Annotated in this window: 21 protein-coding genes and 1 tRNA gene; 12 read left to right on the plus strand and 10 right to left on the minus strand. The window is 42.8% G+C overall.

Translation table 11 applies throughout. From position 1 onward, the window contains the following. Window positions 1-101: 101 nt before the first annotated feature. From EAG18_RS00985 to EAG18_RS00995, 3 genes are all read right to left on the minus strand, one after another. Entirely contained in the window at window positions 102-788 is a 687-nt protein-coding gene (locus tag EAG18_RS00985; RefSeq protein WP_125250555.1) for a sugar transferase, read from the minus strand. A 2-nt stretch (window positions 789-790) separates the two neighbouring features. After that, on the minus strand, window positions 791-2,032 hold the full coding sequence (locus EAG18_RS00990) for a WecB/TagA/CpsF family glycosyltransferase (protein WP_125250556.1): 1,242 nt from the start codon (window positions 2,030-2,032) through the stop codon (window positions 791-793). Between the two features lie 186 nt (window positions 2,033-2,218). Next, window positions 2,219-2,953 carry a hypothetical protein gene (locus EAG18_RS00995; RefSeq protein WP_125250557.1) on the minus strand — a complete coding sequence of 245 codons (735 nt, stop codon included), beginning with the start codon at window positions 2,951-2,953 and terminating at the stop codon, window positions 2,219-2,221. Between the two features lie 348 nt (window positions 2,954-3,301). Here EAG18_RS00995 and EAG18_RS01000 point away from each other — a divergent pair, with 348 nt between their 5' ends. The 8 genes from EAG18_RS01000 (at window position 3,302) to EAG18_RS01035 (ending at window position 14,066) form a co-directional block, all read left to right on the plus strand. Next, on the plus strand, window positions 3,302-4,933 hold the full coding sequence (locus tag EAG18_RS01000; RefSeq protein WP_125250558.1) for an LruC domain-containing protein: 1,632 nt from the start codon (window positions 3,302-3,304) through the stop codon (window positions 4,931-4,933). 12 nt (window positions 4,934-4,945) lie between these two features. After that, window positions 4,946-5,464: a hypothetical protein gene (locus tag EAG18_RS01005; RefSeq protein WP_125250559.1), complete on the plus strand. Its 519-nt coding sequence runs from the start codon at window positions 4,946-4,948 to the stop codon at window positions 5,462-5,464. Between the two features lie 359 nt (window positions 5,465-5,823). Next, window positions 5,824-7,278 (plus strand): sigma-54 dependent transcriptional regulator, encoded by a 1,455-nt coding sequence (locus EAG18_RS01010; RefSeq protein WP_125250560.1) that lies wholly within the window; start codon window positions 5,824-5,826, stop codon window positions 7,276-7,278. A gap of 206 nt (window positions 7,279-7,484) precedes the next feature. Beyond that, a complete protein-coding gene (locus EAG18_RS01015; RefSeq protein WP_125250561.1) occupies window positions 7,485-8,726 on the plus strand; it encodes an oligosaccharide flippase family protein in 1,242 nt (413 codons plus the stop codon). 19 nt (window positions 8,727-8,745) lie between these two features. Next, window positions 8,746-9,768 (plus strand): glycosyltransferase family 2 protein, encoded by a 1,023-nt coding sequence (locus EAG18_RS01020; protein WP_125250562.1) that lies wholly within the window; start codon window positions 8,746-8,748, stop codon window positions 9,766-9,768. Between the two features lie 308 nt (window positions 9,769-10,076). Next, window positions 10,077-11,351: a polysaccharide biosynthesis/export family protein gene (locus tag EAG18_RS01025; protein WP_125250563.1), complete on the plus strand. Its 1,275-nt coding sequence runs from the start codon at window positions 10,077-10,079 to the stop codon at window positions 11,349-11,351. Between the two features lie 11 nt (window positions 11,352-11,362). After that, entirely contained in the window at window positions 11,363-12,754 is a 1,392-nt protein-coding gene (locus EAG18_RS01030) for a hypothetical protein (protein ID WP_125250564.1), read from the plus strand. Between the two features lie 34 nt (window positions 12,755-12,788). Then, a complete protein-coding gene (locus tag EAG18_RS01035) occupies window positions 12,789-14,066 on the plus strand; it encodes an O-antigen ligase family protein (RefSeq protein WP_275557203.1) in 1,278 nt (425 codons plus the stop codon). 145 nt (window positions 14,067-14,211) lie between these two features. Here EAG18_RS01035 and EAG18_RS01040 read toward each other — a convergent pair. Then, window positions 14,212-14,296 (minus strand) — tRNA-Leu (locus EAG18_RS01040). 317 nt (window positions 14,297-14,613) lie between these two features. On the opposite strand from EAG18_RS01040, the gene EAG18_RS01045 reads away from it, so the two are divergent. Continuing rightward, window positions 14,614-15,111 (plus strand): RDD family protein, encoded by a 498-nt coding sequence (locus EAG18_RS01045; RefSeq protein ID WP_125250565.1) that lies wholly within the window; start codon window positions 14,614-14,616, stop codon window positions 15,109-15,111. Window positions 15,112-15,251: 140 nt separating this feature from the next. Here the strand turns inward: EAG18_RS01045 and lptG are convergent, their stop codons facing one another. Together lptG and lptF are read right to left on the minus strand one after the other, a co-directional pair. After that, window positions 15,252-16,319, minus strand: coding sequence for an LPS export ABC transporter permease LptG (gene lptG, locus EAG18_RS01050; RefSeq protein ID WP_125250566.1), 1,068 nt, complete (start codon window positions 16,317-16,319; stop codon window positions 15,252-15,254). Further along, window positions 16,316-17,428, minus strand: a complete 1,113-nt coding sequence (lptF, locus tag EAG18_RS01055) for an LPS export ABC transporter permease LptF (protein ID WP_125250567.1) — start codon at window positions 17,426-17,428, stop codon at window positions 16,316-16,318. The genes lptG and lptF overlap by 4 nt, the downstream gene beginning before the upstream one ends. Before the next feature lie 196 nt (window positions 17,429-17,624). Between lptF and pepA the strand changes: the two genes are divergently transcribed. The 3 genes from pepA (at window position 17,625) to EAG18_RS01070 (ending at window position 22,799) form a co-directional block, all read left to right on the plus strand. Next, complete coding sequence (pepA, locus tag EAG18_RS01060) at window positions 17,625-19,136, plus strand: leucyl aminopeptidase (RefSeq protein WP_125250568.1); 1,512 nt, start codon at window positions 17,625-17,627, stop codon at window positions 19,134-19,136. Window positions 19,137-19,482: 346 nt separating this feature from the next. Continuing rightward, complete coding sequence (locus tag EAG18_RS01065) at window positions 19,483-19,929, plus strand: DNA polymerase III subunit chi (protein WP_125250569.1); 447 nt, start codon at window positions 19,483-19,485, stop codon at window positions 19,927-19,929. 20 nt (window positions 19,930-19,949) lie between these two features. Beyond that, window positions 19,950-22,799, plus strand: a complete 2,850-nt coding sequence (locus EAG18_RS01070; RefSeq protein WP_125250570.1) for a valine--tRNA ligase — start codon at window positions 19,950-19,952, stop codon at window positions 22,797-22,799. A gap of 81 nt (window positions 22,800-22,880) precedes the next feature. Here EAG18_RS01070 and rpoS read toward each other — a convergent pair whose 3' ends face one another. The 4 genes from rpoS to surE all read right to left on the minus strand — a co-directional run bounded on the left by rpoS (window position 22,881) and on the right by surE (window position 26,811). Then, window positions 22,881-23,861 carry an RNA polymerase sigma factor RpoS gene (gene rpoS, locus EAG18_RS01075; RefSeq protein WP_125250571.1) on the minus strand — a complete coding sequence of 327 codons (981 nt, stop codon included), beginning with the start codon at window positions 23,859-23,861 and terminating at the stop codon, window positions 22,881-22,883. Between the two features lie 62 nt (window positions 23,862-23,923). Next, the gene (locus EAG18_RS01080; RefSeq protein ID WP_125250572.1) at window positions 23,924-24,745 is read right to left on the minus strand and encodes a peptidoglycan DD-metalloendopeptidase family protein; all 822 of its coding nucleotides are present in this window, start codon (window positions 24,743-24,745) and stop codon (window positions 23,924-23,926) included. A gap of 678 nt (window positions 24,746-25,423) precedes the next feature. Continuing rightward, window positions 25,424-26,062 (minus strand): protein-L-isoaspartate(D-aspartate) O-methyltransferase, encoded by a 639-nt coding sequence (locus tag EAG18_RS01085; protein WP_125250573.1) that lies wholly within the window; start codon window positions 26,060-26,062, stop codon window positions 25,424-25,426. Between the two features lie 8 nt (window positions 26,063-26,070). Continuing rightward, a complete protein-coding gene (gene surE, locus EAG18_RS01090) occupies window positions 26,071-26,811 on the minus strand; it encodes a 5'/3'-nucleotidase SurE (RefSeq protein ID WP_125250653.1) in 741 nt (246 codons plus the stop codon). Between the last annotated feature and the right edge of the window lie 164 nt (window positions 26,812-26,975).

Here is a 26,975-nt window from a genome sequence, read left to right on the forward strand (position 1 = left end):
AGTATGTAGTCTAAGCTGAGGCAGATGAAACGCTTTACTGTCGGCTCGAATACTGCTGCTGTGATACACAGACTACCAGTGTCAATAGTCTCAGTTACGCACTAGTATGCACCGCGAGCTCCTAATACACATGGAACTGTTTTGCATATAATTTTAATATCCTGAACCATACTCTGGTTATCTATATACTGCTTATCCAACATAACTTGCTGCTCGAAAGTAGTGTCAGCGCGCCCAGTTACCTGCCAGAGACCTGTAAGCCCTTGTTCACAGTTTAAACGCGTAAGCTCTCTCACTTGATAAGCACTCACTTCTTTTTCTAGCGCCGGTCGTGGACCTATTAGCAGCATGTCCCCACATACAACATTGAATAACTGTGGTAATTCATCAATCGAGTACTTACGAATAAAACGCCCTACTCGCGTGATCCTAGGATCATTATGAAATTTTGCACATACGCCATCACGGTTACTTTGGCTTGGATCTGGCGCTTTGAATTTTGGGTCATCTGCCATATACATAGAACGGAACTTATACATAGTGAAGCGACGACCGAGTTTGCCCACTCTCACCTGCTTGTACACACATGGCCCTTGGCTTTCTAGTTTAATCAGCAACATCACGAGTAAAAGTAATGGTGAGATAAATAGCATACCGAGTCCAGCTATTGCTCTTTGTAGCATGACAGGGATACCGTGGTGACGACCGTCGCGCACAGAGGTTGAGTCGGGCGCGGTTGCAGTTTGAGTAAATGCCATATTGGTTGATAATTTTTTGATAGTAGTCATGATTAAAGCCCTCTCAATGCCTGATTCAGAATATAAACACGGAATAAAAATATCGGATTTCCAATAACGTAGCGGTGAAACTTAGCTTTAGGCTGTTGTATTAATCGCCAAACCCACTCAAGTCCTAGCTCACGCAGCCAAAGTGGTGCTCTTGGAACATCACCGGAAAAGAAGTCAAATAATCCACCAACCGCTAGCGCACAGCTGGCTTCAAGCTTATGTTTATTGCTATCTACCCATATCTCTTGACGAGGTGAGCCTAATGCCACCAGCACGATATCTGCTTTACTTTGATTGATTTGCGCAATCACAGCTTCATCATCGTCAAAATAGCCATGGTGTGACCCTGCGATCCGCAAATTTGGATATGTTTGACGTAGGGACTGCGCCGCCTTTTCAGCAACACCGGGTTTTGCACCAAGTAAAAATACTGATTTTCCAGACACTTCCATACGTTCGCAAAGTTGCGGGAGCATATCTGTACCATTGCAATTATCAGCTAGTTGCACTCCAACTTTTCTTACAGCTAAGCGCATACCCGAGCCGTCGATAAAGTTACAGTTGCTGCTTTTTAACGCTGAGCGTAACGCAGAGTTTTCAGCCGCAAGGTTGATAGAATTCGCATTGATAAAAAACGCGGTACGACAAGTTTGCGATGCCGTGCTGTCAAGTACCCAAGAAACCGCCTCGTCCATCTGACAATTACTGAATGGCAGACCAAAAACGGGACGCGACGTGTGGTCAAGTGTCTTGCCTGAAAAAAGCAGTCGGCAGATGAGAATCTTAAACACCATGACAAGGTCGGCCAAGGCGCTCTGTTGTACCTGCTTATTAAGCAGTGCCTGTGGGTCTTCGGCCTTTAATCCGGTAAGGCTATGAAGCTGTAGATAATCAAATAATCCTGATTTGCTACACGGCGAGCGGAAGTTATCTACTTTTGGGATAGAAACATTGTCTCTCACCAGCGGGTTTCCCACGAACTCAATGTCTCCTTTGATGACATTAAATAATGCAGCGCTATCAACAAATATGCCTTTACTCCACTGATACAACTCTACCCTACATCCGCTTATGTCCATCCAAGATCTTTTCTTTATCGGTGTACAAAAGCATAAAACCGCTATGACCACATTAACGGCATATAGAGGCATAAGGAGTACCAGTAGCAAAGAAGCTATCATCACCGCGAATATGCGTGTGCTTTTCGAACTAGAGACTTGAGTTTCAAAATCTAAGACTTTCATAATCCACCTCAGTGTGGTTTGCTTTGTCTTAGTTTTGCGATTACCGTGCCAAACCTATAACTCATTGTTTATAAATAAAAAAATATAAATATCAGAGTAAATTTGTTGCAAAATGCAAAAGTAATTCCGAATTAAAAAATGAAATTAAAAAACAAATACCAGATAAAAAAAGAGGCCTATAGGGCCTCAAGAAAAGTGTTTGTACTCGGAAATGACACGATGGAATAATATAGGAATGCGTTCTTTTACCGTTTTTAATTTAAGCGGCATTTCTGACTTATTATTTAAATTGCAGTGGAGCAATAGCTTTGAAAGCTTAAATATTAATTTGTGAAATAATCGGTCGACTACTGAATTTTTCATCGGTCCGTAATTATAATGTCTAATATAGTCTGAACACTGTGGGCTTTTAGTGTTATTCCATTTTTCGTTTAATAGCTCAAGTCCATCACAATTTTTAGCAAAGTGAATGACATGACCATTTTCTCCCCACCCTACTGACTCGATATCGACAACAGGCTCAGTGATAGCGTTGATAATACTATCGAGCCACAACAACGCTTCGGGGCAGGCCTTCATTAACATCACCCCTGAGTTTAGCCTGCCGCTGTAACCATTTGCCATAAACAAAAACTTATCAGGCTTAATAACACTCGATAGATTGGGACAAGAGTCTTGAATGTAAGCGTCGGCATCGACAAACAACACATAGTCATAGCCAGCCGCCAGCGCTGAGCGTAATAGATACAGCTTTAACCAGCAGCACTCCGCACCAAGATTTGTCACCCAAGGCTTTGTGATCACAGTGTAGTCGTACCCCATGCGCTCAGCGTAACGCCGCTGGCTTGCAAGATGGCGGCGGTATCGAATTTGATAACCATTCAAGGCTATGCTGAATATGAGTATGTTGTCGTTTGTCATAGATCACCTCCGAGGTGATATAAAGGTATGCAAATACCACTCCAGCTGCCAATAACAAACCTTTCGAACAAAACAAAACGCAGTAACAAACTGATTTAAAATACTTTTATTATTTCTGACTTCAAACAAACTCGATAACTAGAGCCGCAATATAGAAAGCTAACTGATGCGCTTTATGACTTTCTAATCTTTTTCACCATTGTGCAAACCACACTGCACTGCAAAATGCGAAAAATTCAAATCACAAGCACACCAAAACACGTAACACATTAATAATTAAAAACTTTTCATTTTGGCATGATAACTGCGTTGTGAGCTGTATCTCCATCTCTGCCCACGGAGGCAATTATGAAAAACAGGTCTTTATTATCGCAGTCGTTGTTTGTAGCAAGTACACTATGCTTGAGTACAGCGTCTTTTGCTGTAGAGAAACAAGGTGGTAACTATTTATGGCAGTTCAACTCTGGCCAACCTTGGCCACTAGGCTATAACCAAAATACCGGAAAGCCTGATCAACTTACCTACAATCGTGGGGAATACACACCAGAGTTTTTTCAGCGGATCGCCAATGCACTCCCTGAAAGGCGTATAAACGAAGCTTTCATCACCGGCGACCAAGGTTCAACAATTCATTTATCCGAAGACGCTGAAGTATTTATCACATTTATTCATGAGGGCGCTGGCTATAAAAACTCTTTTGGGTACTTCACATTTGACCCAGAAAATCCACCACAGTCACCTGAAGAAGTGCAAGAGACCATCGTGTTTCCCAATCTTAGCTACCCACATTTAACCAATGGGCACCGGGTAAGTATTGGTGAGTTTCCCGCTGGTACTAGCATTGGTTTCTTTATCGCGGCAAATGGCTTTTGGTATTACACTGGGGTTAAACCATTCAAAGTTCCTTACTACTATTCCTTATCCAATTTAAATCCAGAAGCTGATGAGTCACTCAAGCAACACTGTGTCTTACTCTATGATGAGGAGCAAGACGAAGTCGTAATAGGCTTTGAAGACTTACCAAGAACATGGGGTGACAATGACTTTAACGACGCTCTGTTCAGTGTGAAAAGCTCACCTGCTAGCGCCATTACTGCTACAAATCTAAACCCCATGCCAGAGACGAACGACAGTGATGCTGATGGTGTGCCTGATGACCAAGATGAGTTTCCAAATGATCATGACCGTGTATCCAGCCAGTACTTCCCATCAGAAACGGGGATAGCCACCTTCGCTTTTGAAGATAATTGGCCGAATCGTGGCGACCATGACCTCAATGATTTGGTGGTCAAACAGCAAATTCGGATCACCTATGACGCAGATAACCAAGTAAGTGGCTTTATTTTAAATGGTTTTATAACAGCCAGAGGTGCGGCTAACAATAACGGGTTCGGGTTGAGGTTGATGGACTCTGAACCAAGTTTAATTGGAGAAGCAAGTATCCAAATAGATGGGCAAACTTATGAAAAACGCGCAGAAGAATATCAATCAAATGCAGTTATTACACTTTGGCGCAATACTCATGTGTTTACGACAACTGGACAATCAGGCAGCTGCTCCCACTTTAACACGGTCATGAGTTGCGACAACTTCAGCCCAGTACCATTTACACTCGATGTAAAGTTCGACTACAGCATTTCCGCTTTGGCTTTGGCAGACTTCGACTTTTTCTTATATCGCAGTTGGGATCGCTCGTGGGAAGTACATATGGCTGATTATCCACCAACTGACTTATTTGACGATAGTCGACTTGGTAGAAAAGATGATACCTCAGATGCAGCCAGTGGTCGCTACTTCAGAACAGCAGAAAACCTATCTTGGGCATTAATGATCAGTGAAGACTGGAATTACCCAAGAGAATATATTGATGTTGTTTGGGCTTATCCAGACTATGAGCAGTGGGTCGAGAGCAACGGTGAACAGGCACAAGATTGGTATCTCACCAACGAAAGAACAACACATACGTATAGTGAACAGTAATCGGAGGCTGTGATGAAAATACATAACCAACAGACAAAATTATTTATGCTCGTAAGCTTGGCTTTACTCGGATGCAGTGACGGCGATACAAACAACGAAACTGAGATAAAAACAGCATCTCAACCTGTTTCTCAAATTAAAACCAACCAGTATGAGCCGGATCCCATGCTGCTAAGCTCGACCGCAGCAACATCCAAGCAGCTTCATGTCAAACCTAAGTTTGCTTTTAAAACCAGTAGTGCCGTTACGTTAGATTTAAGTGGCAATGACGTTTTTGGTGCCTCTTTGGCAACTAAAACAGTAAAAGTCTATGCGTTAAAGAGTCGCGTAATCCAGTACGATGAGCAAGCAATGGTGGAAAAGTCATTGTTAGCGACTACTCGATTTAACTCAGCGGGACAACTTGGCCTTAACCTCGATGTTCCTGCTCACTATAAGACCCTGTTGATCAGTGTTGATGGCATGTTGGAGAACAATCACCTACTAGTACCGGTAGAAAAGCAATCGACGATTAGCCATCAGTTTTACTGATAAACGAGGGAGGTTAAGAATGAGGTAACGCATTGTAATAAAGCTCTCATCAACTTATTGCTCTGTAGGGGCGCTTTGGGGATAACTTGATGAAGTTATACATCATTAGTTGACCGAAGAGCATAGTGTTAACGTGATTTGGCACAAAAGACGGTAACCAGAACCGCGTTAATTCTGCAAAACTCTGGCCAATAAGCCCTCGCCCCGATGACAGCTGCGCTTCTGGATTAGAAGTGCAGCTTTTTCGGTTTAGATAGACCATAATTAAATATGTGTAATTAAACAGCACTTCTTTTTGATTAGATAGCCGTTGAGCTGCTATAAATAAGTTACAGGAAAGCCAAAGTAGTGAGAGATTAATGGAGCCAATACACAATATTACGCTACTATTTGTAGATGATGAGCCGCTTATACTTCGCTCCCTAATCAGGGCGTTAAGAGACGAGCCATACGAAGTTCTTACTGCAAACAGTGGTGAGGAAGGGCTTGCACTACTTGAGGAGCGCCCAATTGATGTGGTCATTTCAGATAAAATGATGCCCAATATGTCAGGGATAGAGTTCCTGGGTGAAGTAGCAGAGCGATACCCTGATACTTTACGTATTATGCTTACTGCATTTACAGATTTGGATGGGTTGATCCATGCCATTAACCAAGGAAAAGTCTGGGGCTACCTACAAAAGCCATTCGAAATTGATAGCATTAAATTAACGATAGAACAGGCGTTACAGACAAAGATGCTGATTGCCGAGCGCAATATGCTACGCTCTAGCCTTGCACGCTACAAAAGCGAATACCGCACAGGGTTTCATCGCTTTGTTGGTGATTCTATTGCCATGCAAACCGTGTATAGAGCAATAGAAAAAGCAGGACCAAGTAGAGCAAATGTATTCATCACGGGACCAAGCGGTACGGGTAAAGAACTTGCAGCAGAGGCCATTCACCACTCAAGTGAACGCAGTAATAAACCTTTTATATGCTTGAACTGCGCCGCGATCCCTAAAGACCTTATGGAGTCTGAAATATTTGGTCATATCAAAGGTGCCTTCTCTGGTGCAATTGCCAATCGTGATGGCGCAGCTTCTGAGGCCGATGGTGGTACTTTGTTTCTTGATGAATTAGGAGAAATGGATATAGCTTTACAGGCTAAAATTTTACGTTTTGTGCAAACTGGTACGTTTCAAAAGGTAGGCAGTGCTAAAACTGAAAAAGTCGATGTCCGCTTTGTTTGCGCTACCAATAGGGATCCTTATCAAGCCATTGCAGAGAATCATCTTCGGGAAGATTTGTATTACCGGCTCAATGTTATTTCTATAGATTTACCGCCACTGCATGATAGGGGGCGGGATGTCTTACTACTGGCACAACACTTTTTACAACGATTTAGCGAATTAGAAAATAAAATTTTTGTCGGGTTCTCTGACCGTGCAGAGCAACTCATATTACAGTTTGACTGGCCAGGAAACGTGCGCCAACTAGAAAACTTTGTGCATAGCATTGTTGTGATGTCAGACGGGCCATTAATAGATTATGATGTTGTTCAAGCGCACCTTCCTGGTGATACCCCAGCCCCCTTGGTTACTAAAACCGAACTGAACCCAAAGGCTGCTGACATTCCACCGATAGGACAAGATTCCACTAGCATTCAAAAAGAGAGTAAAAACGTAGCGCCCTTAGCGGAAGTTGAACGTGTTGCCATTGAACAAGCATTGCTTTTATGTGATGACAATGTCGTAAAAGCAGCGAGCTTATTAGAAGTTAGCCCCTCTACCTTATATAGAAAGATACAGCAATGGTCAGAGGCGACTTCATAGCATTAATTTAGTACACGTAAAATGAATTGCACTTTGCAAAAGATAAAATTCGCAAAGTGCGATTTTCCTATCCAAATTTTCTTCACCGTCCTGAAAAAAAAATAAAAAATCAATAAGAATCAAGAAGATAAACAAAATTACTATCTAACCTCTATTTGGCATGCTTCTTGGAACTGTATACCCATAGTTTCTAGAGGCCGCCTGCTATGAGTAATCCAAAAAGCACATCAAGTATTCTTGTATCCAACACCTCATATTTGGTTGGTGCTGAAGTCGTTGCAAAAGGTTCTCGACTTTTTAGCATCATGGCCATGGCGGTGTATTTCACCCCCACAGAGTATGGTGCAGTGATGCTTGCTCTCACCATCCATGAAGTACTTAGATTGCTTCTTCGCTCTGGCGCTGGCGTGCAAATAATTCGCGCCTCGGATGAATCGCTCCCATTATTTTTAGGAAATGGTTTGTTGATACAATGGCTGCTTTGTACGTCGCTATGTCTCATTCAAATTGCCATAGGATGGAGTGCACAATGGGCTTTTCCAGAGCATGATATATTCGCTTTAGTTGCTTTAATGGCACTCACATATCTTGCCTTTCCCGCAGTAAGTACCCGCGTTTTTCTTCTTCAACGTAGTAACAGAATGGGCTTATTCAGCCTAATAAGTAGCGCGTGCATTATTGTTGAAAATGTCACTATTGCTGTTGCTCTCTATTTTGACGCGCACATGATGGCTGTAGTCATAGCCAAGTGGTGTTTCGCCCTTCTGTGGCTCGCGTGTTTTTCGTTCGTACCTTGCCTTTCACACAAACTGAGTTATCACAAAGACACCTTTCGTTTATTACTTAAGTCCTCATCGCAACTCGCCATCAGCGAAATCTTGCGGTCTTTAAGAATAAACATGGATACCTTTATCGCTGCACGGTTATTAACGCCGGAGTTATTTGGGATCTACAGTTTTGCAAAAAGCGCAGGAATTGGGCTGGCGATGTCGATAAGTCAAGCCTACACCAGCGCGCTATATCCGTTTATATGCCGCCGTGCACTCCAAAACAACAGCGACCACAATAGTCAAAAGCTTATTTTTATAACAACGTTTGCAGTATCAAGCATATTTATGATTCAAGCCCTAGCAGTGCCAGTATACGTGCCAATTTTATTTTCGTCACAATGGCAAAGCAGTTTTGATACCACATCGTTACTGTGTCTTGTGGCGGTAAGCTCAGTATGGGTCGACACCTACACCACAGTGCTTAGAAGCGAAGCACAGTACAAGCGAGATTGCCACTTTTGCGTGTTTGCATTAGTCGTATCGCTACTTAGCGTCGCAATTGTTATGCCCAGTTCACCCGTTCAACTTGCTGTTACCTTATTAGGCGGCAGCATAGTTTGGCTTCTATTTCCTTTAGCTGATATCACATCAAGATATCTACAGCCTGATCCAGCTTAAAATCTTATCGGAGAGTACTATGAAAAGTTCAAAAAATAAGGTGTATCCAAAAGTAAGTGTCATTATCCCGATGTTCAATGTCGAAAAGTATATTGATGAGTGTATCTGCTCGGTGTTGAATCAAACCTTTAAGAATTTTGAAGTTATTTGTGTCGATGATGGCTGTACAGACAACACATTGAACTATTTGACTGACTATAAAGACGCACGGATCAAAATTGTTCGCCAACCAAATAGAGGACTTTCCGGGGCTAGAAATACTGGGATCCGTGTTGCACGTGGTAAATATATTGCGTTTCTTGATGCTGATGACTTTTGGGATCCTAGAAAGCTTGAAAAGCATGTATATCACTTAGATCGTGATTATGAGTTAGGGGTTAGCTACTGCCCTTCTTTATTTGTCGATGAGCAGAGCAAACCATTAGGTATTGGACAATTTCCATCACTTAAGCACATCAATGCTAAAACCATACTATGTAGAAATCCTATCGGCAATGGTTCTGCGCCTGTCATTAGAAAAGATGTACTTAGCCAGATCGCATTTAATGACGGAAAACGAAGCTGGCGCCAGTATTTCGATGAAAATTTAAAACAGTCAGAAGATATCGAGACATGGCTGCGCATAGCACTAAACACTCAATGGAAATTTGAAGGTATTGAAGAACCACTGACTTTTTATCGTGTAAACGCATCTGGTTTGTCTGCTAATTTAACAAATCAATTCAAAAGCTGGCAGTACGCTATAAATAAAAATAGTAAAAAACATGCTTGGTTTTTTGAGCAGTTTGGTTCTTTGGCTCAGGCCTATCAACTCAGATATCTCAGCCGCCGAGCATTGCAGTCACGGAATAAATTCCAAGCATTAAAACTGATTCATCAAGCGATTTGGACTAACTGGAGAATACTCACAGAAGAACCAACCAGAACTACAGTAACCTGGTGTTGCTCACTGCTGTGCATTTTGCCCAATAAAGTCTATTCCACCATTGAGCGACTAACGATGCGCACCATCGGACTATTACAAAAACGCACCACCGCATAAGCCCTCGACCTTATGGCCAGCTCAGCTGGCCTTTTTCATTTTGCAATGCAAATCTCAAAATGCCGCATATAGTTACTAATATAGAAGAAAAAGTGGGCTTCTCAGTGCAGCAGCTTAGTTGCAACTCGTAAAGGCACACTACATATAACCTTTAGCAGCAAACTACTAATAAGCTATTGTTTTTATTTAATATAAAATGGTGAAGTAACAACATGATGGTAATACAACTGGGTTTTGATTGTATTAAACCATTAACTTGGTCTAATTAATGCAACAACCAAAGTGAACGCATCCACAAGGAGCCCACTATGAAACATGTACATAAAGCCACATGGATAAAGACACTTACAGTTACCCTTGTGAGTGGGATATTACTGGGATGCGCTAACAACGCTGCATTAGTGGAGCTTGAAGATGACGATATGCAGTTTTATGGCTATCCAAACGCTACCGGTAAAGCAATCAAACACCAAGCCGTAAGTTCCGTGTTTGCCACCAATATTGATTGTATTGATGCACAACAATTCGCTGCCCCCACTAATTTTCGTGTCGACAAACCATTACTCTTACCTGACTCAAAACAAATGCTACATGCCGTCACCACTTCACTTTCATCAGAGTCCCTACCCTTAAGCCCTGGAGACTTGATAGAACTGAGCATGGAGTATGGTGAGGGCTTTAACGGCCGTTATATTCTCGATACTACGGGTTCCATTTTCTTGCCGGTCGCAGGCGCAGTAAAAGCGTCGGGCTTAACTAGTCACCAGTTAGCACAAAAATTAGAGTTGACCCTAACGAAAGCAAAAATATTCAAAGCTTATACCATTGATGTCAGCGTTAAAGTGTTAAATTGGGCAGCGATAGAAGTTCCTGTGTCCGGTGCTGTTTTTCAACCCGGACGAGTGACTATTAACTCTGCTTTACCAGAGCAAGTAATGGAAGAGCGCATTGGTGCCTCTGGTGATTATTCTAACCAACGCTTGCTGTCTGAAGCTATCCGAGCTGCGGCTGGGATCCGTCCTGACGCAAAGCTTGATCAAGTGATACTAATCAGACAAGGCTGGCAGATTGAAGCTGACCTCAGCGGCATACTAACCGGTCAACCTGTTAAAGATTATGCGTTGATTGCTGGCGATCAAGTGATAGTGCCGAGTACTGGTTGCTTTCAACCGCACTTAGTTAGACCGTCACAAATAACACCAAAAGGATTCAGGGTGTTTATGTCAAATTTAATTGACTCAGCAATGAGCAACTCCAATGCAGCTATTGGACGTTTTTCTAGCAACCTACCCTATGGAACGCGTTTACTTCAAGCTGCTATCTCTGCAAACTGTGTTGGTGGCAAAGCCTACACTAATGCCCCTCGACGTGTGGCGTTGGTGAGCAATAACCCAATTACAGGTCAAACTCAAGTAATAGAGCGCTCTGTTGAACAGTTAATGAGAATGCCATATCGGGATTTAATTAACCCCTATGTCATGCCAAATGATGCCATTGCTTGCTACGACTCTGATGTTACTAACCTTAGAGACATCGCGGGTACACTACTTGACTTAATCGCGCCGTTTTCGGCTCTAAATTAAGGGGGCTTGTGATGAGTAACCACTTACAAACTACGACTCCATATAGTCGCTTTAGAGCATCAATCTATCGCACATTACGAAGACCATATCTGGTGACTTGTCTGATCAGCTATTGCGTGATCACTCTGCTGGTTTTGTTCTATTTACAACAGCCCCCAAAATACAGCAGTGATTTAGATATGGTTTTACCCGGTACAGGTGCAAATAGTAATGTGTCACTGGATGAAGTGGGTCAAGTCGTTTCATCCACCAGCGCTCCTTTTGGAAAAGGTTACAACCCTAGAGTCAATTACAAAGAAATGTTGATGAGCAGAAATTTACTTGAAAGTGCAGCAACATCACTCAGCATGGACGTAAAAAGTTTTGGTCGACCAAAAGTGAGACTTACTGAGCAAACATCAATTCTAAATGTCGAGATAAGCGCCTCGTCAGCCAAGCTTGCTGAGCAAAAGGCATGGGCGTTATTCAACGCACTGCAGGAGCAACTTAAGTTTTTAAGAGCCGATGAAGTATCACGCAGAGATGACAGTATTAAAGCAGTATTAGATCAATACCGAGAGCGCCTTAACATTGCCAGAAATAATATTACCGATTTCCAGCAACGATCGTTACTCGTATCTACAGACCAGCTAACACAGCATATTGCAACCCTTGCTAACCTCAAAGAACAAATTGTAATTACAAAGGCAGAGATCGGCCGCTCTGAATATTATGTCACGCAATTAAGCGTTGACCTTGGTGTCTCACCGTCTATGGCAGGACAGGCCTTCGCTTTACAATCCGATGGTGAGTTTAGAGCCTACCTATCTGAACTTACAGAGTCCTCATCACAATTAAGTGAATACCGCTCTCGCTGGGATGAAGGACACCCAAAAGTAAAAGCAGAACTTGCTAGGTTTGAGCAGTCAAAACAAGCCCTTCGCACACGTTCAGAGGGTTTGGTAGGCCCACATGCGGCACATGCTTTCCAAACAATGGATCTTGAGAGCAATCCAAATAGAGCACAACTGTTTGCTGATCTTATAAGCGCCTTTGCTGCCAAAAAAGGCATAGAAGCCAAGCAGGCTGAGCTCGAAAACTCAGCACAGTTATTGAGTGAAAAAATAAAAATATACGCACGAGAGGCCGCTGAGTTAGACCGACTTGAAAGAGAATTTGACTTAGCCGAAGCCGTATTTACTTCAGCCGCTGCTCGCCTAGAAGCAAGCAAAGCAGACGTATTTGCATCATACCCTGTGATCCAATTGATGACACCGCCTTCACTTGCAATCAATGCCTCAAGCCCGAAAAAAAGTATTGCGATAGCGGCAGCATTAGCTGCAATGATATTCCTGACAATGGGCATGCTCATGGTGAACAAGCGCAGAGAGATAGTGTCAGCTATTTTGCAAAAGCCAGACTAGACGCAGCTAATCAGGACAACCAAACAAGGAGCTAATGATGTTAATGAAAGCCGCCTTGCCAGGGCAGGACAAGCGCTTCATCAGTACCGAAGAGATGCTGGTGTGGGCTGGGCTTGTTCTTACCTACCCGATGTTTTTATTGGGTATGCTATACGTGATGGGTTCAGTAATCGGGTGGATAATCGCATTTGTTATAATGCTGCGTATGTATGTCCAGACACATCGCAAATATACTCCTATTTCGTTCATGGTTTGGCTCTGGCTCATCGCTATGCTAGTCATGCTTGTAGCCTTACTAATGGCACATAGTGAGTGGTCTCTCGGGCTGCCACAAACAATAAAATCGTCAATAGGGTGGATGAAAGGCTGGGCACTACTGGCAATTTTCCCATTGATTGCAAATCTTGCACAGATCCGTAAAGAAGTTGTTGTCCGTGGTGTTTGTATTATTGCGATTCATACTTTTATCTTTGCGCTAGTTTCTCTTGCTTTTTACATTGTCAGATTACCCGGAGATATATTTTTATCTCCGTTAAAAGTGATAGGAGGCCCAGGCGAAAGTTTCTTTATGGTGAGTTTTTATGGTATCAACCCAGAAACAGGGGCTGGACGTTGGCGCTTTTTCACCCCTTGGGCACCTGCTGCTGGCTTTATGGCATGTACGTATTTAGTATTCTGTTTACAAGAAAAAAACACACGAATACGCCGCTGGGCAATTGCAGGGTGCTGGGCCATGTTACTGCTGTCTCAATCAAGAGCCGGCATAGCTATTTTTATTATGCTTTTTCCACTTGTGATTTTTAGTGACAAACTAAAAGAGCCATGGCTCCTTATCTGCCTTGGAGTTATTGTACCGACCATCTTACTCTTGGGAGAACCTATTTATAACGCCATCATGGACTCTTATGAAGCCATAAAGCAACAAAGACCAGGCTCTACTCGAGTCAGACAGGCGCTTGCCAATATTGCTATCCAACGCTGGCAGGCCGAAGCACCGATTTGGGGGCATGGCATTGTTGAAAGAGGGCCTAAGATGGTTGAGTTTATGCCGATAGGGTCGCATCATAGTTGGTACGGACTGCTATTTGTTAAGGGGTTAGTCGGTGCATTCGCACTGGCTATTCCGATGATTATATCAGCGCTTTATTTTTTATGGCACGCACAAACCTCAAAAACCTCGCAAATTGCGTTTTGCTTGCTCACTGTACTTATCTGCTACAGCTTTTTCGAAAATTTAGAGATTTTATCTTATCTATTCTGGCCTGCGTTATTATGGTTTGGCTTCGCATTTTCAGAACGCGATACGGGCTAACACTTAGCCACACAGTCAACGCTAAACTCATATTTGCGCAACCTGCGTGGCGCTGTCCACTTGCTGTGAGTCCGACACCACTATTTTCAATACACAAATTCAAGACATAAAAAAACCCCAACCAATCGGTTAGGGTTATAAAAAGTGGTACCAGTGGGCGGACTTGAACCGCCACGCCCGAAGGCAACGGATTTTGAATCCGTCATGTCTACCAATTCCATCACACTGGCATAATTTTTCTTTCATCTTCTAAAACAAGAGAAAATAAAGAAAAACCACTTTGAGCTTGGGCTTTTTTTATTTGCCTTCGTCTCTATGCTTTGCATTATACAAAGGCGATGCAGAACGGCAAGTAATTTTTTTGCAATATCGCGTTAACTGCTTGTTATTTGCACACAAGATGCTAGATTTCAGCCAAACGTCAACTTTATTGCTGTAAAAATGATAAAGGTAACGTATTGCTAGGCCATTAGTTAATGTRATTGAGTAAACGTTTTACACGTTTATGTGTAGAATACGCGTCAACCTTGTAATGATGAGAGTTGTTATGTCCAACATCGTTCCTGCGAACTTTGCACGCCGTTTGGCTTCACTTATATACGACAGCTTAGTTGTAATTGCATTTGCCATGCTTACGACTATTGTATTTCTGCTTATTGTTAATGGATTTATTTCATTTGGGCTCTTGTCACTAGGTAGCCATGAAGATGTGTCTGCTTTGATCCAAGCAACCCCAATTTTATATACGGCAAGAACAGTCTTACTAGTGGCTGTATCTGTACTATTTTTCGCTTATTTCTGGACAAAGAGCGGCCAGACTATCGGTATGCGAGCTTGGCGCTTAAAAGTACAAACACATAATGGTGAGTTATTAACTTGGCCAACCGCAATTGCGAGAAGCTTATGTGCTCTACTTGGACTTGGCAATTTATTAGTGCTAATCGACTTTAAGAAGAAAAGATCGCTGCAAGATTTACTCTGTGGAACGCAAGTTATCGTACTAAGTAAAGAAGAAAATAAAAAGGTATACAACAGCTTGGACTGAATTTTCGCTCAGCAACAACCGTTATTCTGCGTGCAAAAATATAGGCCTCACTTGAAGGCCTATATTTTTTAGCTGAAAAGGTAATACCAATCAGCATGAATACCAACTAAATTTGAGGGAGTAAAGTTAGCGAATTGGTATTAATTTTGTCTTTTTAGTAGATGTATTGCCAATCCAATGAATAATAAACTTGGCATCAGCGCCCCAACAACGGGAGGCACTTGATACACCATCACGATGGGGCCAAAAATTTCATTACTCAAATGAAATGCTAAACCAGTGATCACCCCCATGATAATTCTGGCTCCCATGCTTACTGTTCTAAGAGGCCCAAAAATAAAAGAAAGTGCGACCAACAGCATCACCCCTATCGTCAGCGGCTGCATCACCTTACGCCATAGCGCCAGCTCGTAACTACTTGCGTCTTGCTCATTTTGTTTCAAATACGCTAAAAACGACCATAACCCCGTAAAAGATAGCGCGTCTGGTTCTACTGAGACTACGCCAAGCCTGTCTTCACTTAACTCAGATTCATACAACATGGATTTGGAATAGTGAGTAGTGATTTGCTGCTGACTCAAAAGCACTTCTTCAACATCCTGCAATTGCCAGCCACTCGGGGTGCTTTGTGCCGATTGCGCACGCACAATTTTTGCAAGAGTCAGCGAATCGTCGAAGTAGTAGATGGCAATGTCTTTTAATTGCCCACTTTTTTCAACATTACTGATGTTGATGAAATTGCTCCCGTCTTTAGCCCAAACACCACGCTGAGCACTGTAAACTTCACCACCATAGATAGCTTCATTTTTAAGCTTTTTTGCAGTTTGCTCTGCCTTAGGAGCGCCCCACTCTCCCAAAGCCATCATAAATAACGCCAGTACCACCGCGGTCTTCATTACTGACATTATAATTTGCAGGCGTGACCAACCTGCGGCCTGCATCACAATAAGTTCGCTGCTAGATGCCAACGCGCCAAGCCCAATTAAGCCACCTATTAATGCGGCCATAGGAAAAAACACCACGACATCACTGGGCATGCTATAAAGGGTATATAACATCGCACCAAGCAGGTCATAGCTTCCACGACCCACAGAGCGCAACTGTTCAATAAACTTGATTAAGGTATTAATACCCACAAATACCAGCAGTGCAAACCCAGTAGTTTGCAGGATACTTCGGCCTAGATACCAATCTAGTGTCTTCATCATGCCGTTGTCTCCCGCTTCATAAATACCGATCGCACCCAAACACCAAACGGCCGTCCCTTAGCGATTAAATAAACACCAATAAATAGTACACATAAGTGGATCCACCATAAACCAACAGATGCAGGAACTTTTTCTTCCGCTAGTAAAAATTTACCGGCATTGAGGAGGATAAAATAGCCCAAATATAATGCGATAGCAGGAACCAATTTCGCAAATTTGCCTTGCCTTGGGTTAACCACACTCAGTGGGACTGCGAGCAGGGTTAGCAACAAAATAGAAATAGGTACTGACAGTCTCAACTGAAATTGTGCTTTGGCTTCAGGCGTATCCATTTCTAGTAACTGTAGACTAGGAATAGCCTCTAGTTTTCGACGCTGATGCTCTATTTCTTGTTCTTTAATTTGCACTTGATAGCTACCAAATTCAGTTCTATTTAGCGCCTGACTGAAACCATCGGTTTCGTAGCGTTTACCGTCATGGAGCAACAGCTGCTGCTCACCGGTCTCTAACTCTATGACTTCGCCTTTTTGGGCATACACTAAGCGTGCAGCCTGATTGGAATCTTTTTCAGGGAGTTGTGCTACAAATACTTTGTTTAGTTCACGTCCCTGGTCACTGATCCCATGGACAAATACCACCGCTTTTTCATTTCCGGTTTGTTGAAACCTACCTGCACGAAGAGCAGATAAACCTGACTCGGCATCAGCCTGCTCTCTTAGCTGATACTCTTTTTCACTGGCCCATGGCGCTATATACATGCTCACGCAAGCCGCAAGTAACGCAAAGAAGGCGCTAGACACCAACGTCACTCGCACAACATACCATTCGCTTACCCCGCAGGCTTTTAATACTGTCATTTCACTGTCAGCATAGATGCGACTGTACGCAAGAATTATCCCAAGAAAGAGGCTCAGTGGTAAAATGTAGCCAGCCAGTTGCGGCAATTTTAAGGCTAGCATAGCAAGCACTAACTTACCGGGTATACCTCCTTCAGATGCAGAGCTCAGAATGAGTACAAACTTTTGTGACAAAAAAATTGTCATTAGGGTGAGAAAAACCGCAATCTGAGATTTTAGTACCTCACCCGTTAAATAGCGGAAAATAAGCAATGTTCGTCCCTATAAAACGTCTCGTTTCACTGGAATAGTGGGAAAAATTGAGTAAACTGATTATTTTAGTCAGTTTATTATATGTCAATGTAACGCAATATCCTACCTAAGGTTAAAGCATAATCACGACTTTAATGTAGGAAAGTGTGTTGACATCAAAAGTTCAAAAAGACATAACAAAGACTCAGGAGTCGCAATGGAATTCAGCGTTAAAAGTGGTAGTCCAGAGAAACAGCGCAGTGCATGTATTGTTGTAGGTGTATATGAACCACGCCGTCTCTCACCAATTGGTGAACAGCTGGATAAAATAAGCGAAGGCTACATCTCCAACTTACTCAGACGTGGTGATCTTGAAGGCAAACCAGGACAAGTTTTACTGCTGCACCATGTTCCTAACGTGTTAAGTGAACGTGTTTTATTGGTCGGCTGTGGTAAAGAAAGAGAATTAGACGACAAGCAATATAAACAAATCATCTCAAAGACCATCAATACATTGAATGAAACCGGCTCAATGGAAGCGGTATGTTTCTTAACAGAACAACATGTAAAAGGCCGTGACACCTATTGGAAAGTTCGCCAAGCTGTTGAGACCACACAAGACTGTTTATATACCTTTAATCAATTAAAGAGTAAAAAGAGCGAAGCAAGACGCCCACTTCGCAAAATAGTGTTTAACGTACCCACACGCCGTGAACTAACTATTGGTGAAAGCGCGATTGAACATGGCCTAGCGATCGCCGCGGGAAGCAAGCTGTGTAAAGACGTAGCAAATATGCCACCAAATATCTGTAACCCACGCTATTTAGGTGAGCAGGCACAACAATTGGCTGAAGACTTTGATAATGTGACGGTAAACCTTGTTGGCGAACAAGAAATGGAAGAGCTGGGTATGCACTCTTACCTAGCGGTTGGCCGTGGCAGCCATAACGAGTCGGTGATGTCTGTGATCCACTATAATGGTGGTGATGAAGGGCAAGCACCAATCGTATTCGTGGGCAAAGGGCTCACTTTCGACTCCGGTGGTATCTCTATAAAACCAGGAGAAGCCATGGACGAAATGAAATACGACATGGGAGGTGCCGCTGGCGTGCTTGGTTTGATGCGCGCAGTAGTACAAATGCAGCTACCACTTAACGTCATAGGTGTATTAGCAGGCTGTGAAAACATGCCTAGCGGCGATGCTTATCGCCCTGGCGACATTCTAACAACTATGTCTGGCCAGACCGTTGAAGTACTTAACACGGATGCCGAGGGTAGGTTGGTGCTATGTGACGCCTTAACGTATGTTGAAGCCTTCGAGCCAGAGACGGTTGTAGATGTTGCAACACTCACTGGTGCCTGCATTGTCGCACTTGGCAGTCATGCCACAGGTTTGTTATCTAACCACAATCCGCTAGCCCATGATTTACTCAAAGCATCTGAGCAAAGTGGTGACAGAGCATGGCAACTACCACTTTGGGATGATTATCAAGAGCAGTTAGAAAGCCCATTTGCAGACTTTACTAACTTAGGCGGTCGTGCAGCTGGCACAATCACAGCAGCATGCTTCTTATCTAAGTTTACTAAAAAATACAACTGGGCGCATTTAGACATCGCAGGTACCGCATGGCGTAGCGGCAAAAACAAAGGCGCTACGGGCCGTCCTGTGCCTATGCTGATGCAATATTTACTTAACCGCGCCAATATCACGGATGCACAGCAAGACTAACACTTTTGGTCGCGAACTTGTTTAAGCAAGTTCGCGACATCAAATCACGGCCTATCCCCCCATCATAGCCAAAGGCTACAGAGTACTTGAATTTCCCAAGTCGGCGATTCCCACCACTTATTATATTTTATTCTGCTTAGTTTGGTTCTTGATTGATGGTATTGCCTTTATATGGCAGAATACAGCCTTATTTATGTGCATTTATATGGCGCTATATTTAGTTTTAAACTAAGCCGCGCATACTAACTTTATTAGTCTACTCAATCACAGTAAAAACATTACAGATATTGAGCAGCTGTGGAGCCTGTGGCAAACCACAATACTCCTCGCAACTGGTATTATTATCATGACTATCAAAGCGCGCTTTTACGTGTTAAAACAAAACGATGAGCCGGGGGTTAGCGTTCCGGCTCATTTTGATCTGGCAGCACAAACTGCGGCGAGCTTATATCAAGCTGGACACCGTATCTTTGTTAACGTGGATAATACTGACGACGCTCATTTATTCGATGAGCATCTTTGGTGTTTTGACGCAGACAGATTTGTGCCCCACAACTTACAAGGCGAAGGCCCCAAAGGCGGCGCACCAGTGGAAATTGGCACTATGCCTCCTGCTGCTCGTCGCCCCGTGCTCATTAATCTGGCTCGGGTCATCCCTGACTTTATTCGTCGCTTTGAGCAGGTGATAGATTTTGTGCCTGTTGAAGCCAGCGCTAAGCAAGCCGCGCGAGAACGCTTTAAGCAACTTCGTGCACTTGGCGCAACAATTTCCACTGAAGACATTGAGAAATAGCATTTTTAGGGTTCTGTGTAATGGATAAAACCTACAATCCACAAGATATTGAACAGTCTTTGTATCAAGACTGGGAGTCAAATGGCTACTTTAAGCCATCAGGCAATGGTGACGCATACTCGATTATGATCCCACCGCCGAATGTCACAGGTAGTCTACACATGGGCCACGCGTTCCAAGACACTATCATGGACACGTTGATCCGCTACCAGCGTATGAAAGGCAAGAACACGCTTTGGCAAGTAGGCACTGACCATGCAGGTATTGCAACTCAGATGGTGGTTGAGCGTAAGCTTGCAGCCGAAGAAGGTAAATCACGCCATGATTTAGGCCGTGACGAATTCATCAATAAAATCTGGGAATGGAAAGAGCAATCAGGTGGCACAATCACCAAACAGTTACGCCGTTTAGGTGCATCTGTAGATTGGGATAGAGAACGTTTTACCATGGACGATGGTCTGTCTGAAGCGGTAAAAGAAGTATTCGTGCGCCTATATCAAGATGACTTAATCTACCGCGGTAAGCGCCTTGTTAACTGGGATCCAAAATTACACACTGCGATTTCTGATTTAGAAGTTGAAAACAAAGATAAGCAGGGTCATATGTGGAATTTGCGCTACCCGCTTGCGGATGGCGTAACCACTAAAGATGGTAAAGACTACATTATCGTAGCAACCACACGTCCAGAGACCATGCTAGGTGACACTGGTGTTGCAGTAAACCCGGATGATGAACGTTACCAAGACTTAATTGGCAAAGAAATTCTACTTCCTATCGTCAACCGTCGCATCCCTATCGTTGCTGATGAACATGCAGATATGGAGAAAGGTACAGGCTGCGTAAAGATCACACCAGCACACGACTTTAACGATAACGAAGTTGGTAAGCGTCATGAGCTGCCAATGATCAACGTGTTCAACAAAGACGCAGCTGTTCTGAATACGGGAGAGTGCTTTACTTTTGATGGTAAGCCACTTGAAGCGATGGATGCCCCAATTCCAGAGCGTTTCCACGGCCTTGACCGTTTCGATGCGCGCAAGCTAATTATTGACGAGTTTGAGCAGCTTGGTCTACTTGAGAAAATCGACGACCACAGCCTAACTGTGCCTTACGGCGACCGCTCTGGCGTAGTTATCGAGCCACTACTTACCGATCAGTGGTATGTTCGCGTAGCTCCTCTTGCAGAGCCTGCGGTAAAAGCGGTAGAAGATGGTGATATTCAATTCGTACCTAAGCAATACGAGAACATGTACTTTTCTTGGATGCGTGATGTTCAAGACTGGTGTATTTCTCGTCAACTTTGGTGGGGCCACAGGATCCCAGCTTGGTATGATAATGAAGGTAATGTATATGTTGGCCGTGACGAAGCAGAAGTACGTCAAAGCCATAACCTTGATGCAAGCGTAGTACTTACACAAGATGAAGACGTATTAGACACTTGGTTCTCTTCAGCACTGTGGACTTTCTCAACATTAGGTTGGCCTGAAAACACAGAAGATCTAAAGGTATTCCACCCTTCAGATACCTTGGTTACTGGTTTTGACATTATCTTCTTCTGGGTAGCTCGCATGATCATGATGACCATGCACTTCATCAAAGATGAAGATGGTAAACCTCAAGTTCCATTTAAGACCGTTTATGTGACTGGCCTTATTCGCGATGAAAATGGCGATAAGATGTCTAAGTCAAAAGGTAACGTGTTAGACCCACTAGACATGATTGATGGTATCGATCTTGAGAGTCTAGTGACTAAACGTACGGGCAACATGATGCAGCCACAACTTGCTGCAAAAATTGAGAAAAACACGCGCAAAACATTTGCCGATGGTATTGAAGCACACGGTACTGACGCATTGCGTTTCACTCTTGCAGCAATGGCGTCAACGGGACGTGATATCAACTGGGATATGAATCGTCTTGAAGGTTACCGTAACTTCTGTAACAAGCTTTGGAATGCTAGCCGTTATGTTTTGATGAACACAGAAGAGCAAGACTGTGGCTTCAACGATAACGAAAAAGTGTATTCTCTTGCCGATCGTTGGATTTTAGGTCAATTCCAAAATACAGTTAAGGTGTTCTCAGAGCACTTGGATAACTACCGTTTTGACCTTGCAGCAAATACAATTTATGAGTTCACATGGAACCAATTCTGTGACTGGTATCTAGAGCTAACAAAGCCAATTCTGTTTAAAGGCAATGAAGCACAGCAACGTGGTACACGCCATACGCTTATCACCGTGTTGGAAGGCTTACTTCGTTTGATGCACCCACTAATGCCTTATATCACAGAGACCATTTGGCAACGTGTAGCACCAATCGCTGGGGTCGAAGCAAAGACAATTATGCTTGAAGCCTTCCCTGTATTTGACGAAAGCAAAGTTGATGCGCAAGCGATGGCAGACCTTGAGTGGGTGAAGCAATTTATTATCGCTATCCGTAATATTCGTGGTGAAATGGATATCAGCCCAAGTAAGCCGTTAAACGTGTTACTTGCTGGTGCAAGCGACGATGACAAGCGTCGTCTAGAAGAAAATCAGGCTTTCTTAAGCGCATTAGCGAAACTAGAAACAGTAGACTTACTCGCAAGCAAAGACGAAGCACCTGCTTGTGCAACTGCATTTATTGGCGACCTTGAGATTATGATCCCAATGGCAGGCCTGATTGATGTTGAAGCAGAGCTTGCGCGTATTGCTAAGCAGCTTGAAAAAGCAGAAAAAGGCCTAGCTCAGGTTGAGAAAAAACTTGCGAACGAAAAGTTTGTAAGCAATGCACCTGAAGCAGTACTTGCTAAAGAAAAAGCGAAATTAGCTGAGTTTAGCGATGCGAAAACAAAGCTACTTGAACAAAAAGCTAAGATAGAAAGCTTATAATCGCTTTCTATTGTCCAGCTTTTTAGCTATAAAATCGAAAAAGCCGCAAAATTGCGGCTTTTTTCATAATACTAATTAATTTTACTGTTGTTCAAATAAGCTGTCTGTGCTCAGCCCTTCGTGCTGTAAAATGTCTTTTAAACGTCTCAGTGCTTCTACTTGGATTTGTCTTACACGCTCTCTAGTTAAGCCTATTTCGCGGCCAACATCTTCAAGCGTAGACGGTTCATAGCCAAGTAGACCAAAGCGTCTTGCCAACACTTCTCGCTGCTTTGGATTAAGTTCACCAAGCCAGTCAACGATGTGCTTATTAATGTCATTGCTTTGTACTTCAGTTTCTGGGCCACCACCCTTTTCGTCCGCGATAATATCGAGCAGTGCTTTGTCATTTTCACCACCAATAGGCGTATCTACTGAGGTGATCTTCTCATTCAAACGTAGCATCTTACTGACTTCTTCGACTGGTTTATCGAGGCACTCAGCGATTTCTTCCGCAGTGGGTTCATGATCTAACTTTTGCGTCAACTCTCGCGCTGTACGCAGATACACATTGAGCTCTTTTACGACATGGATTGGTAAACGAATAGTGCGAGTCTGATTCATTATCGCTCGCTCGATGGTTTGGCGGATCCACCAAGTTGCGTAGGTAGAAAATCTAAACCCGCGTTCCGGGTCAAATTTTTCTACGGCTCTTATGAGTCCTAGGTTCCCCTCTTCGATCAGGTCAAGTAAAGCTAAGCCGCGGTTGTTGTAACGGCGCGCTATTTTCACAACTAGCCTTAAATTGCTCTCAATCATCCGTTTGCGTGAAGCTTCACAGCCTCTGAGTGCCTTGCGTGCAAAATACACTTCTTCTTCTGCACTGAGCAGAGGGGAAAATCCAATTTCACCTAAATAAAGCTGAGTAGCGTCCAAGTTTTTAACCACTTCTTCTTTGGCAAAAACATCTTCGTCATCTTCGAGATCTTCGAGCAATTCATCTTTTGGTTCGTCGATGTTGTCATCGTCAAACTTATCTAACTCTGGAGTTGATTTTGTAGGTAATTTTGCAGTGTGAGCCATAAGTATTCTCCCCAAGCGAATAAAAGTACGGGCACTCGACCTAATCGATGTACTCACATACTTTATGGCAAGTATTTTGCCGGGTTTACAGCTTGGCCTTTAAAACGGATCTCAAACCTCAGTGCCGTCTTAGAAGCGTCTGTACTACCCATTTCGGCAATTTTTTCCCCAACTTTAACTTTTTGCTGTTCCCTGACGAGTAACTTAGCGTTATGAGCATAGGCGCTTAGATAATCATCTGTATGTTTCAAAATGATTAAATTACCATATCCTCGCAGTGCGCTCCCTGCATATACAACTACACCGCCAGCAGCAGCCCTTACTGAAGTACCAGGTTTATTAGAGATTTCTAACCCCTTGTAACCGTTTTCTTTAACTGAAAACTGACGTGTTACCTTTCCTTCAGTCGGCCATTTCCATAGTACCTTATTATTATACAAAGCCTTGGCACTATTAGATTTTTGTGTGGCTTGTCTTTGAACATACTCTCGTTGTTTTGGCTTATCAAGCTCTTTTTTAGCGATTTTGTTACTTTTTTGTTTTAAAGACTGAGACTTGCGGTTTACTTTTGTACATTTATTGTTCTTTTTATTCTTATTTACTGGATACTCTAAGCGTATAATTTGATTCGGATAGATGGTGTATGGAGGCTTAATTTTATTGATTTTCGCAAGCGTTCTTACATCTTTGTTAGCACTAAATGCAATTGCAAATAAAGTATCGCCTTTTTTAACTTTGTAACTACTTCCGTTTATATTAATTTTATGTGTCGAAGTGGTCTTACCAGAATATAATGTAGTAACAGGTGCTGGGGTATGATTTGATGAACAAGCAATAAGCAAGCCGCTTAAACAAATCGATATAATGACCCTAGGCTTGCGCATTACTTATATTTTCCAGTATGAATAAGGACTACTTTCATATTAATCTAACTTAAATTTATTGTATTTTCACACTTTACTGGAAAAAATAGAGATATTTTATGTAGTTGCTATGTGAGTTCAGCTTCACGGCATCTAAAAGTCAACGCTACAACTTGTCCTTAATTTAACTTGGACTCGAGTCAACTAAAGACCTAAGCTCAACAGGTGTACTATTACTCTGGCTTGAGACTACTTCTTAATCTAAGGCAAGCTTTTGCGTCAATAGCTAGCCTATTGCAAACAAGCTAAACGCAGTAGCATGGGATTGCAGCTACTAGAGAACAATTTATATCAATTATCTTAGTAAAGTTTGCTTTTTTAAGGCAAGGAAATCTTGTCAATCACACCACTTCCGCATTCTACTAACGCTGCGATAGCGACCTCCGTGGAAGCCAGACAAAAATTTTGCTATTTAGTTGTTCTAAATAAGAATTTTTTAACGCTGTTAGTGTCAGATTTTCCCCTTCAAATTGTGCAAGTATTAAGGCTAATTGGTATCAATATCTCGAGTCCAGATTATCTAATTTGAAGGCCGCCTTTACGCTATTTGCTTAAATTAATTTAAGCGCAGTTGAGTAGTAAACAGCCTGAGCTTCGGATAAGTAGCTAGAGTTTTTGACATCGGCTGTATATTATTGTCTAACTCACTTCACCGGCAACCAAAGGTACAAAGCGTACTGGCGCTAAGGCATGACGAATATATTGCTCTCCCTTTTTGACAAATAAAGTCAACGTTTGTGTCTCAACACCGATTGGGAYGATCATTGCACCTCCGTCTTGTAGCTGAGCAAGTAAGTCATCAGGCACCGATTGTGCTGCTGCGGTGACAATAATGCCAGCAAACGGGGCTTTTGATGGCCAACCTTTCCACCCATCCCCATGCTTCATTGTGACATTGTATAAATCTAATAAGTGAAGCCGTCTTCTAGCTTGCCACTGTAATGATTTAATTCGCTCTATGCTAAATACCTGCTCAAAAACCTGTGCAAGAATAGCAGTTTGATATCCAGAGCCAGTACCAACCTCTAATATACTTCCCTTTACGCCAACTTGTCTCAATACTTCCGTCATTTTTGCGACAATAAAAGGCTGAGAAATAGTTTGTCCTTGTCCAATAGGAAGCGCTGTGTTTTCATAAGATTTATGCTTCAACACTTCGTCGACAAACAAGTGCCTTGGGGTACTTGCCATTACCTCAAGTATTTGTTTGTCTACAACTCCTTGTTGTTTTAACAGCGCCACTAGCGCATTGGCACTGCCCTGATAATTATTCAGCACACGCGCCTCTACAATAACCAGCTAGCCACTGCATCTAAGCTTTCGTGAGCGGTCATATCAACTTTTAACGGAGTAATTGCAGCATAACCATTATTCACTGCATGAAAATCAGTCCCTTCTCCAGCATCACTTTCACGCCCAAGAGTGCCGTACCAATATACGCTTCTACCCCAAGGATCTATTTGCTCAGTCATCGTGTCAGCTTTGTGACGCGCTCCCAAACGCGTTACTTTTATTCCCTTGAGTTCATCAAGGGGAATATCTGGTACATTGATATTAATGATTTGGTCTTTTGGCAGTGGGTGATTTGCCAACTTTTTAATGATCTCTATTGTCACATATGCGGCGGTTTCATAGTGCGCTTCATTTTTTGAACACAGTGATACCGCAATGGCAGGTAGCCCTAAATGCCGTCCCTCAGTCGCAGCAGCAACGGTTCCTGAATATAGCGTATCATCACCAAGATTGGCGCCATTATTAATACCTGCAACCACTAAATCAGGCAATTCATCAGTAAGTTTGCTGACACCTAAGTGAACACAGTCCGTTGGTGTGCCATTCACCGAAATAAAGCCATTATCTAATGTCGTTGCTCGTAAAGGATTTAAAAGCGTTAATGAGTTGCTAGCACCACTACAGTTTCGGTCTGGACCAATCACCGTAACATCAGCTATCTGAGACAATGCTTGATACAAAATAGCAATCCCTTTGGCGTGAACACCATCATCATTACTTAATAGGATCTTCATTTTTACCTCTTCTTTGGCAGGCAATGCGTAGCTTGTTGCCATCTGATTTTTTTATTTTGATTAGTCAATAGGTTGCAAGCAAGCCGAACCAGCTGTTGACTTAATATTAGCACTCTTCACAATGACTGCTAGCACCAGTTAATATCGTTTTGCTTTAATACCTA

This window comes from Pseudoalteromonas sp. J010, assembly GCF_003934235.1.
Classification (GTDB): domain Bacteria; phylum Pseudomonadota; class Gammaproteobacteria; order Enterobacterales; family Alteromonadaceae; genus Pseudoalteromonas; species Pseudoalteromonas peptidolytica.

Bases quoted from the DNA above. Each gene is read 5' to 3' on its own strand.
- pepA (WP_125250568.1), top strand. From the start codon at position 17,625: ATGGAATTCAGCGTTAAAAGTGGTAGTCCAGAGAAACAGCGCAGTGCA.
- EAG18_RS00995 (WP_125250557.1), bottom strand. From the start codon at position 2,953: ATGACAAACGACAACATACTCATATTCAGCATAGCCTTGAATGGTTAT.
- EAG18_RS01070 (WP_125250570.1), top strand. From the start codon at position 19,950: ATGGATAAAACCTACAATCCACAAGATATTGAACAGTCTTTGTATCAA.
- EAG18_RS01045 (WP_125250565.1), top strand. From the start codon at position 14,614: ATGTCCAACATCGTTCCTGCGAACTTTGCACGCCGTTTGGCTTCACTT.
- lptG (WP_125250566.1), bottom strand. From the start codon at position 16,319: ATGATGAAGACACTAGATTGGTATCTAGGCCGAAGTATCCTGCAAACT.
- EAG18_RS01010 (WP_125250560.1), top strand. From the start codon at position 5,824: ATGGAGCCAATACACAATATTACGCTACTATTTGTAGATGATGAGCCG.
- EAG18_RS01000 (WP_125250558.1), top strand. From the start codon at position 3,302: ATGAAAAACAGGTCTTTATTATCGCAGTCGTTGTTTGTAGCAAGTACA.
- EAG18_RS01025 (WP_125250563.1), top strand. From the start codon at position 10,077: ATGAAACATGTACATAAAGCCACATGGATAAAGACACTTACAGTTACC.
- EAG18_RS00990 (WP_125250556.1), bottom strand. From the start codon at position 2,032: ATGAAAGTCTTAGATTTTGAAACTCAAGTCTCTAGTTCGAAAAGCACA.
- EAG18_RS01035 (WP_275557203.1), top strand. From the start codon at position 12,789: ATGATGTTAATGAAAGCCGCCTTGCCAGGGCAGGACAAGCGCTTCATC.
- surE (WP_125250653.1), bottom strand. From the start codon at position 26,811: ATGAAGATCCTATTAAGTAATGATGATGGTGTTCACGCCAAAGGGATT.
- EAG18_RS00985 (WP_125250555.1), bottom strand. From the start codon at position 788: ATGACTACTATCAAAAAATTATCAACCAATATGGCATTTACTCAAACT.
- EAG18_RS01030 (WP_125250564.1), top strand. From the start codon at position 11,363: ATGAGTAACCACTTACAAACTACGACTCCATATAGTCGCTTTAGAGCA.
- EAG18_RS01005 (WP_125250559.1), top strand. From the start codon at position 4,946: ATGAAAATACATAACCAACAGACAAAATTATTTATGCTCGTAAGCTTG.
- rpoS (WP_125250571.1), bottom strand. From the start codon at position 23,861: ATGGCTCACACTGCAAAATTACCTACAAAATCAACTCCAGAGTTAGAT.
- EAG18_RS01080 (WP_125250572.1), bottom strand. From the start codon at position 24,745: ATGCGCAAGCCTAGGGTCATTATATCGATTTGTTTAAGCGGCTTGCTT.
- EAG18_RS01065 (WP_125250569.1), top strand. From the start codon at position 19,483: ATGACTATCAAAGCGCGCTTTTACGTGTTAAAACAAAACGATGAGCCG.
- EAG18_RS01015 (WP_125250561.1), top strand. From the start codon at position 7,485: ATGAGTAATCCAAAAAGCACATCAAGTATTCTTGTATCCAACACCTCA.
- EAG18_RS01020 (WP_125250562.1), top strand. From the start codon at position 8,746: ATGAAAAGTTCAAAAAATAAGGTGTATCCAAAAGTAAGTGTCATTATC.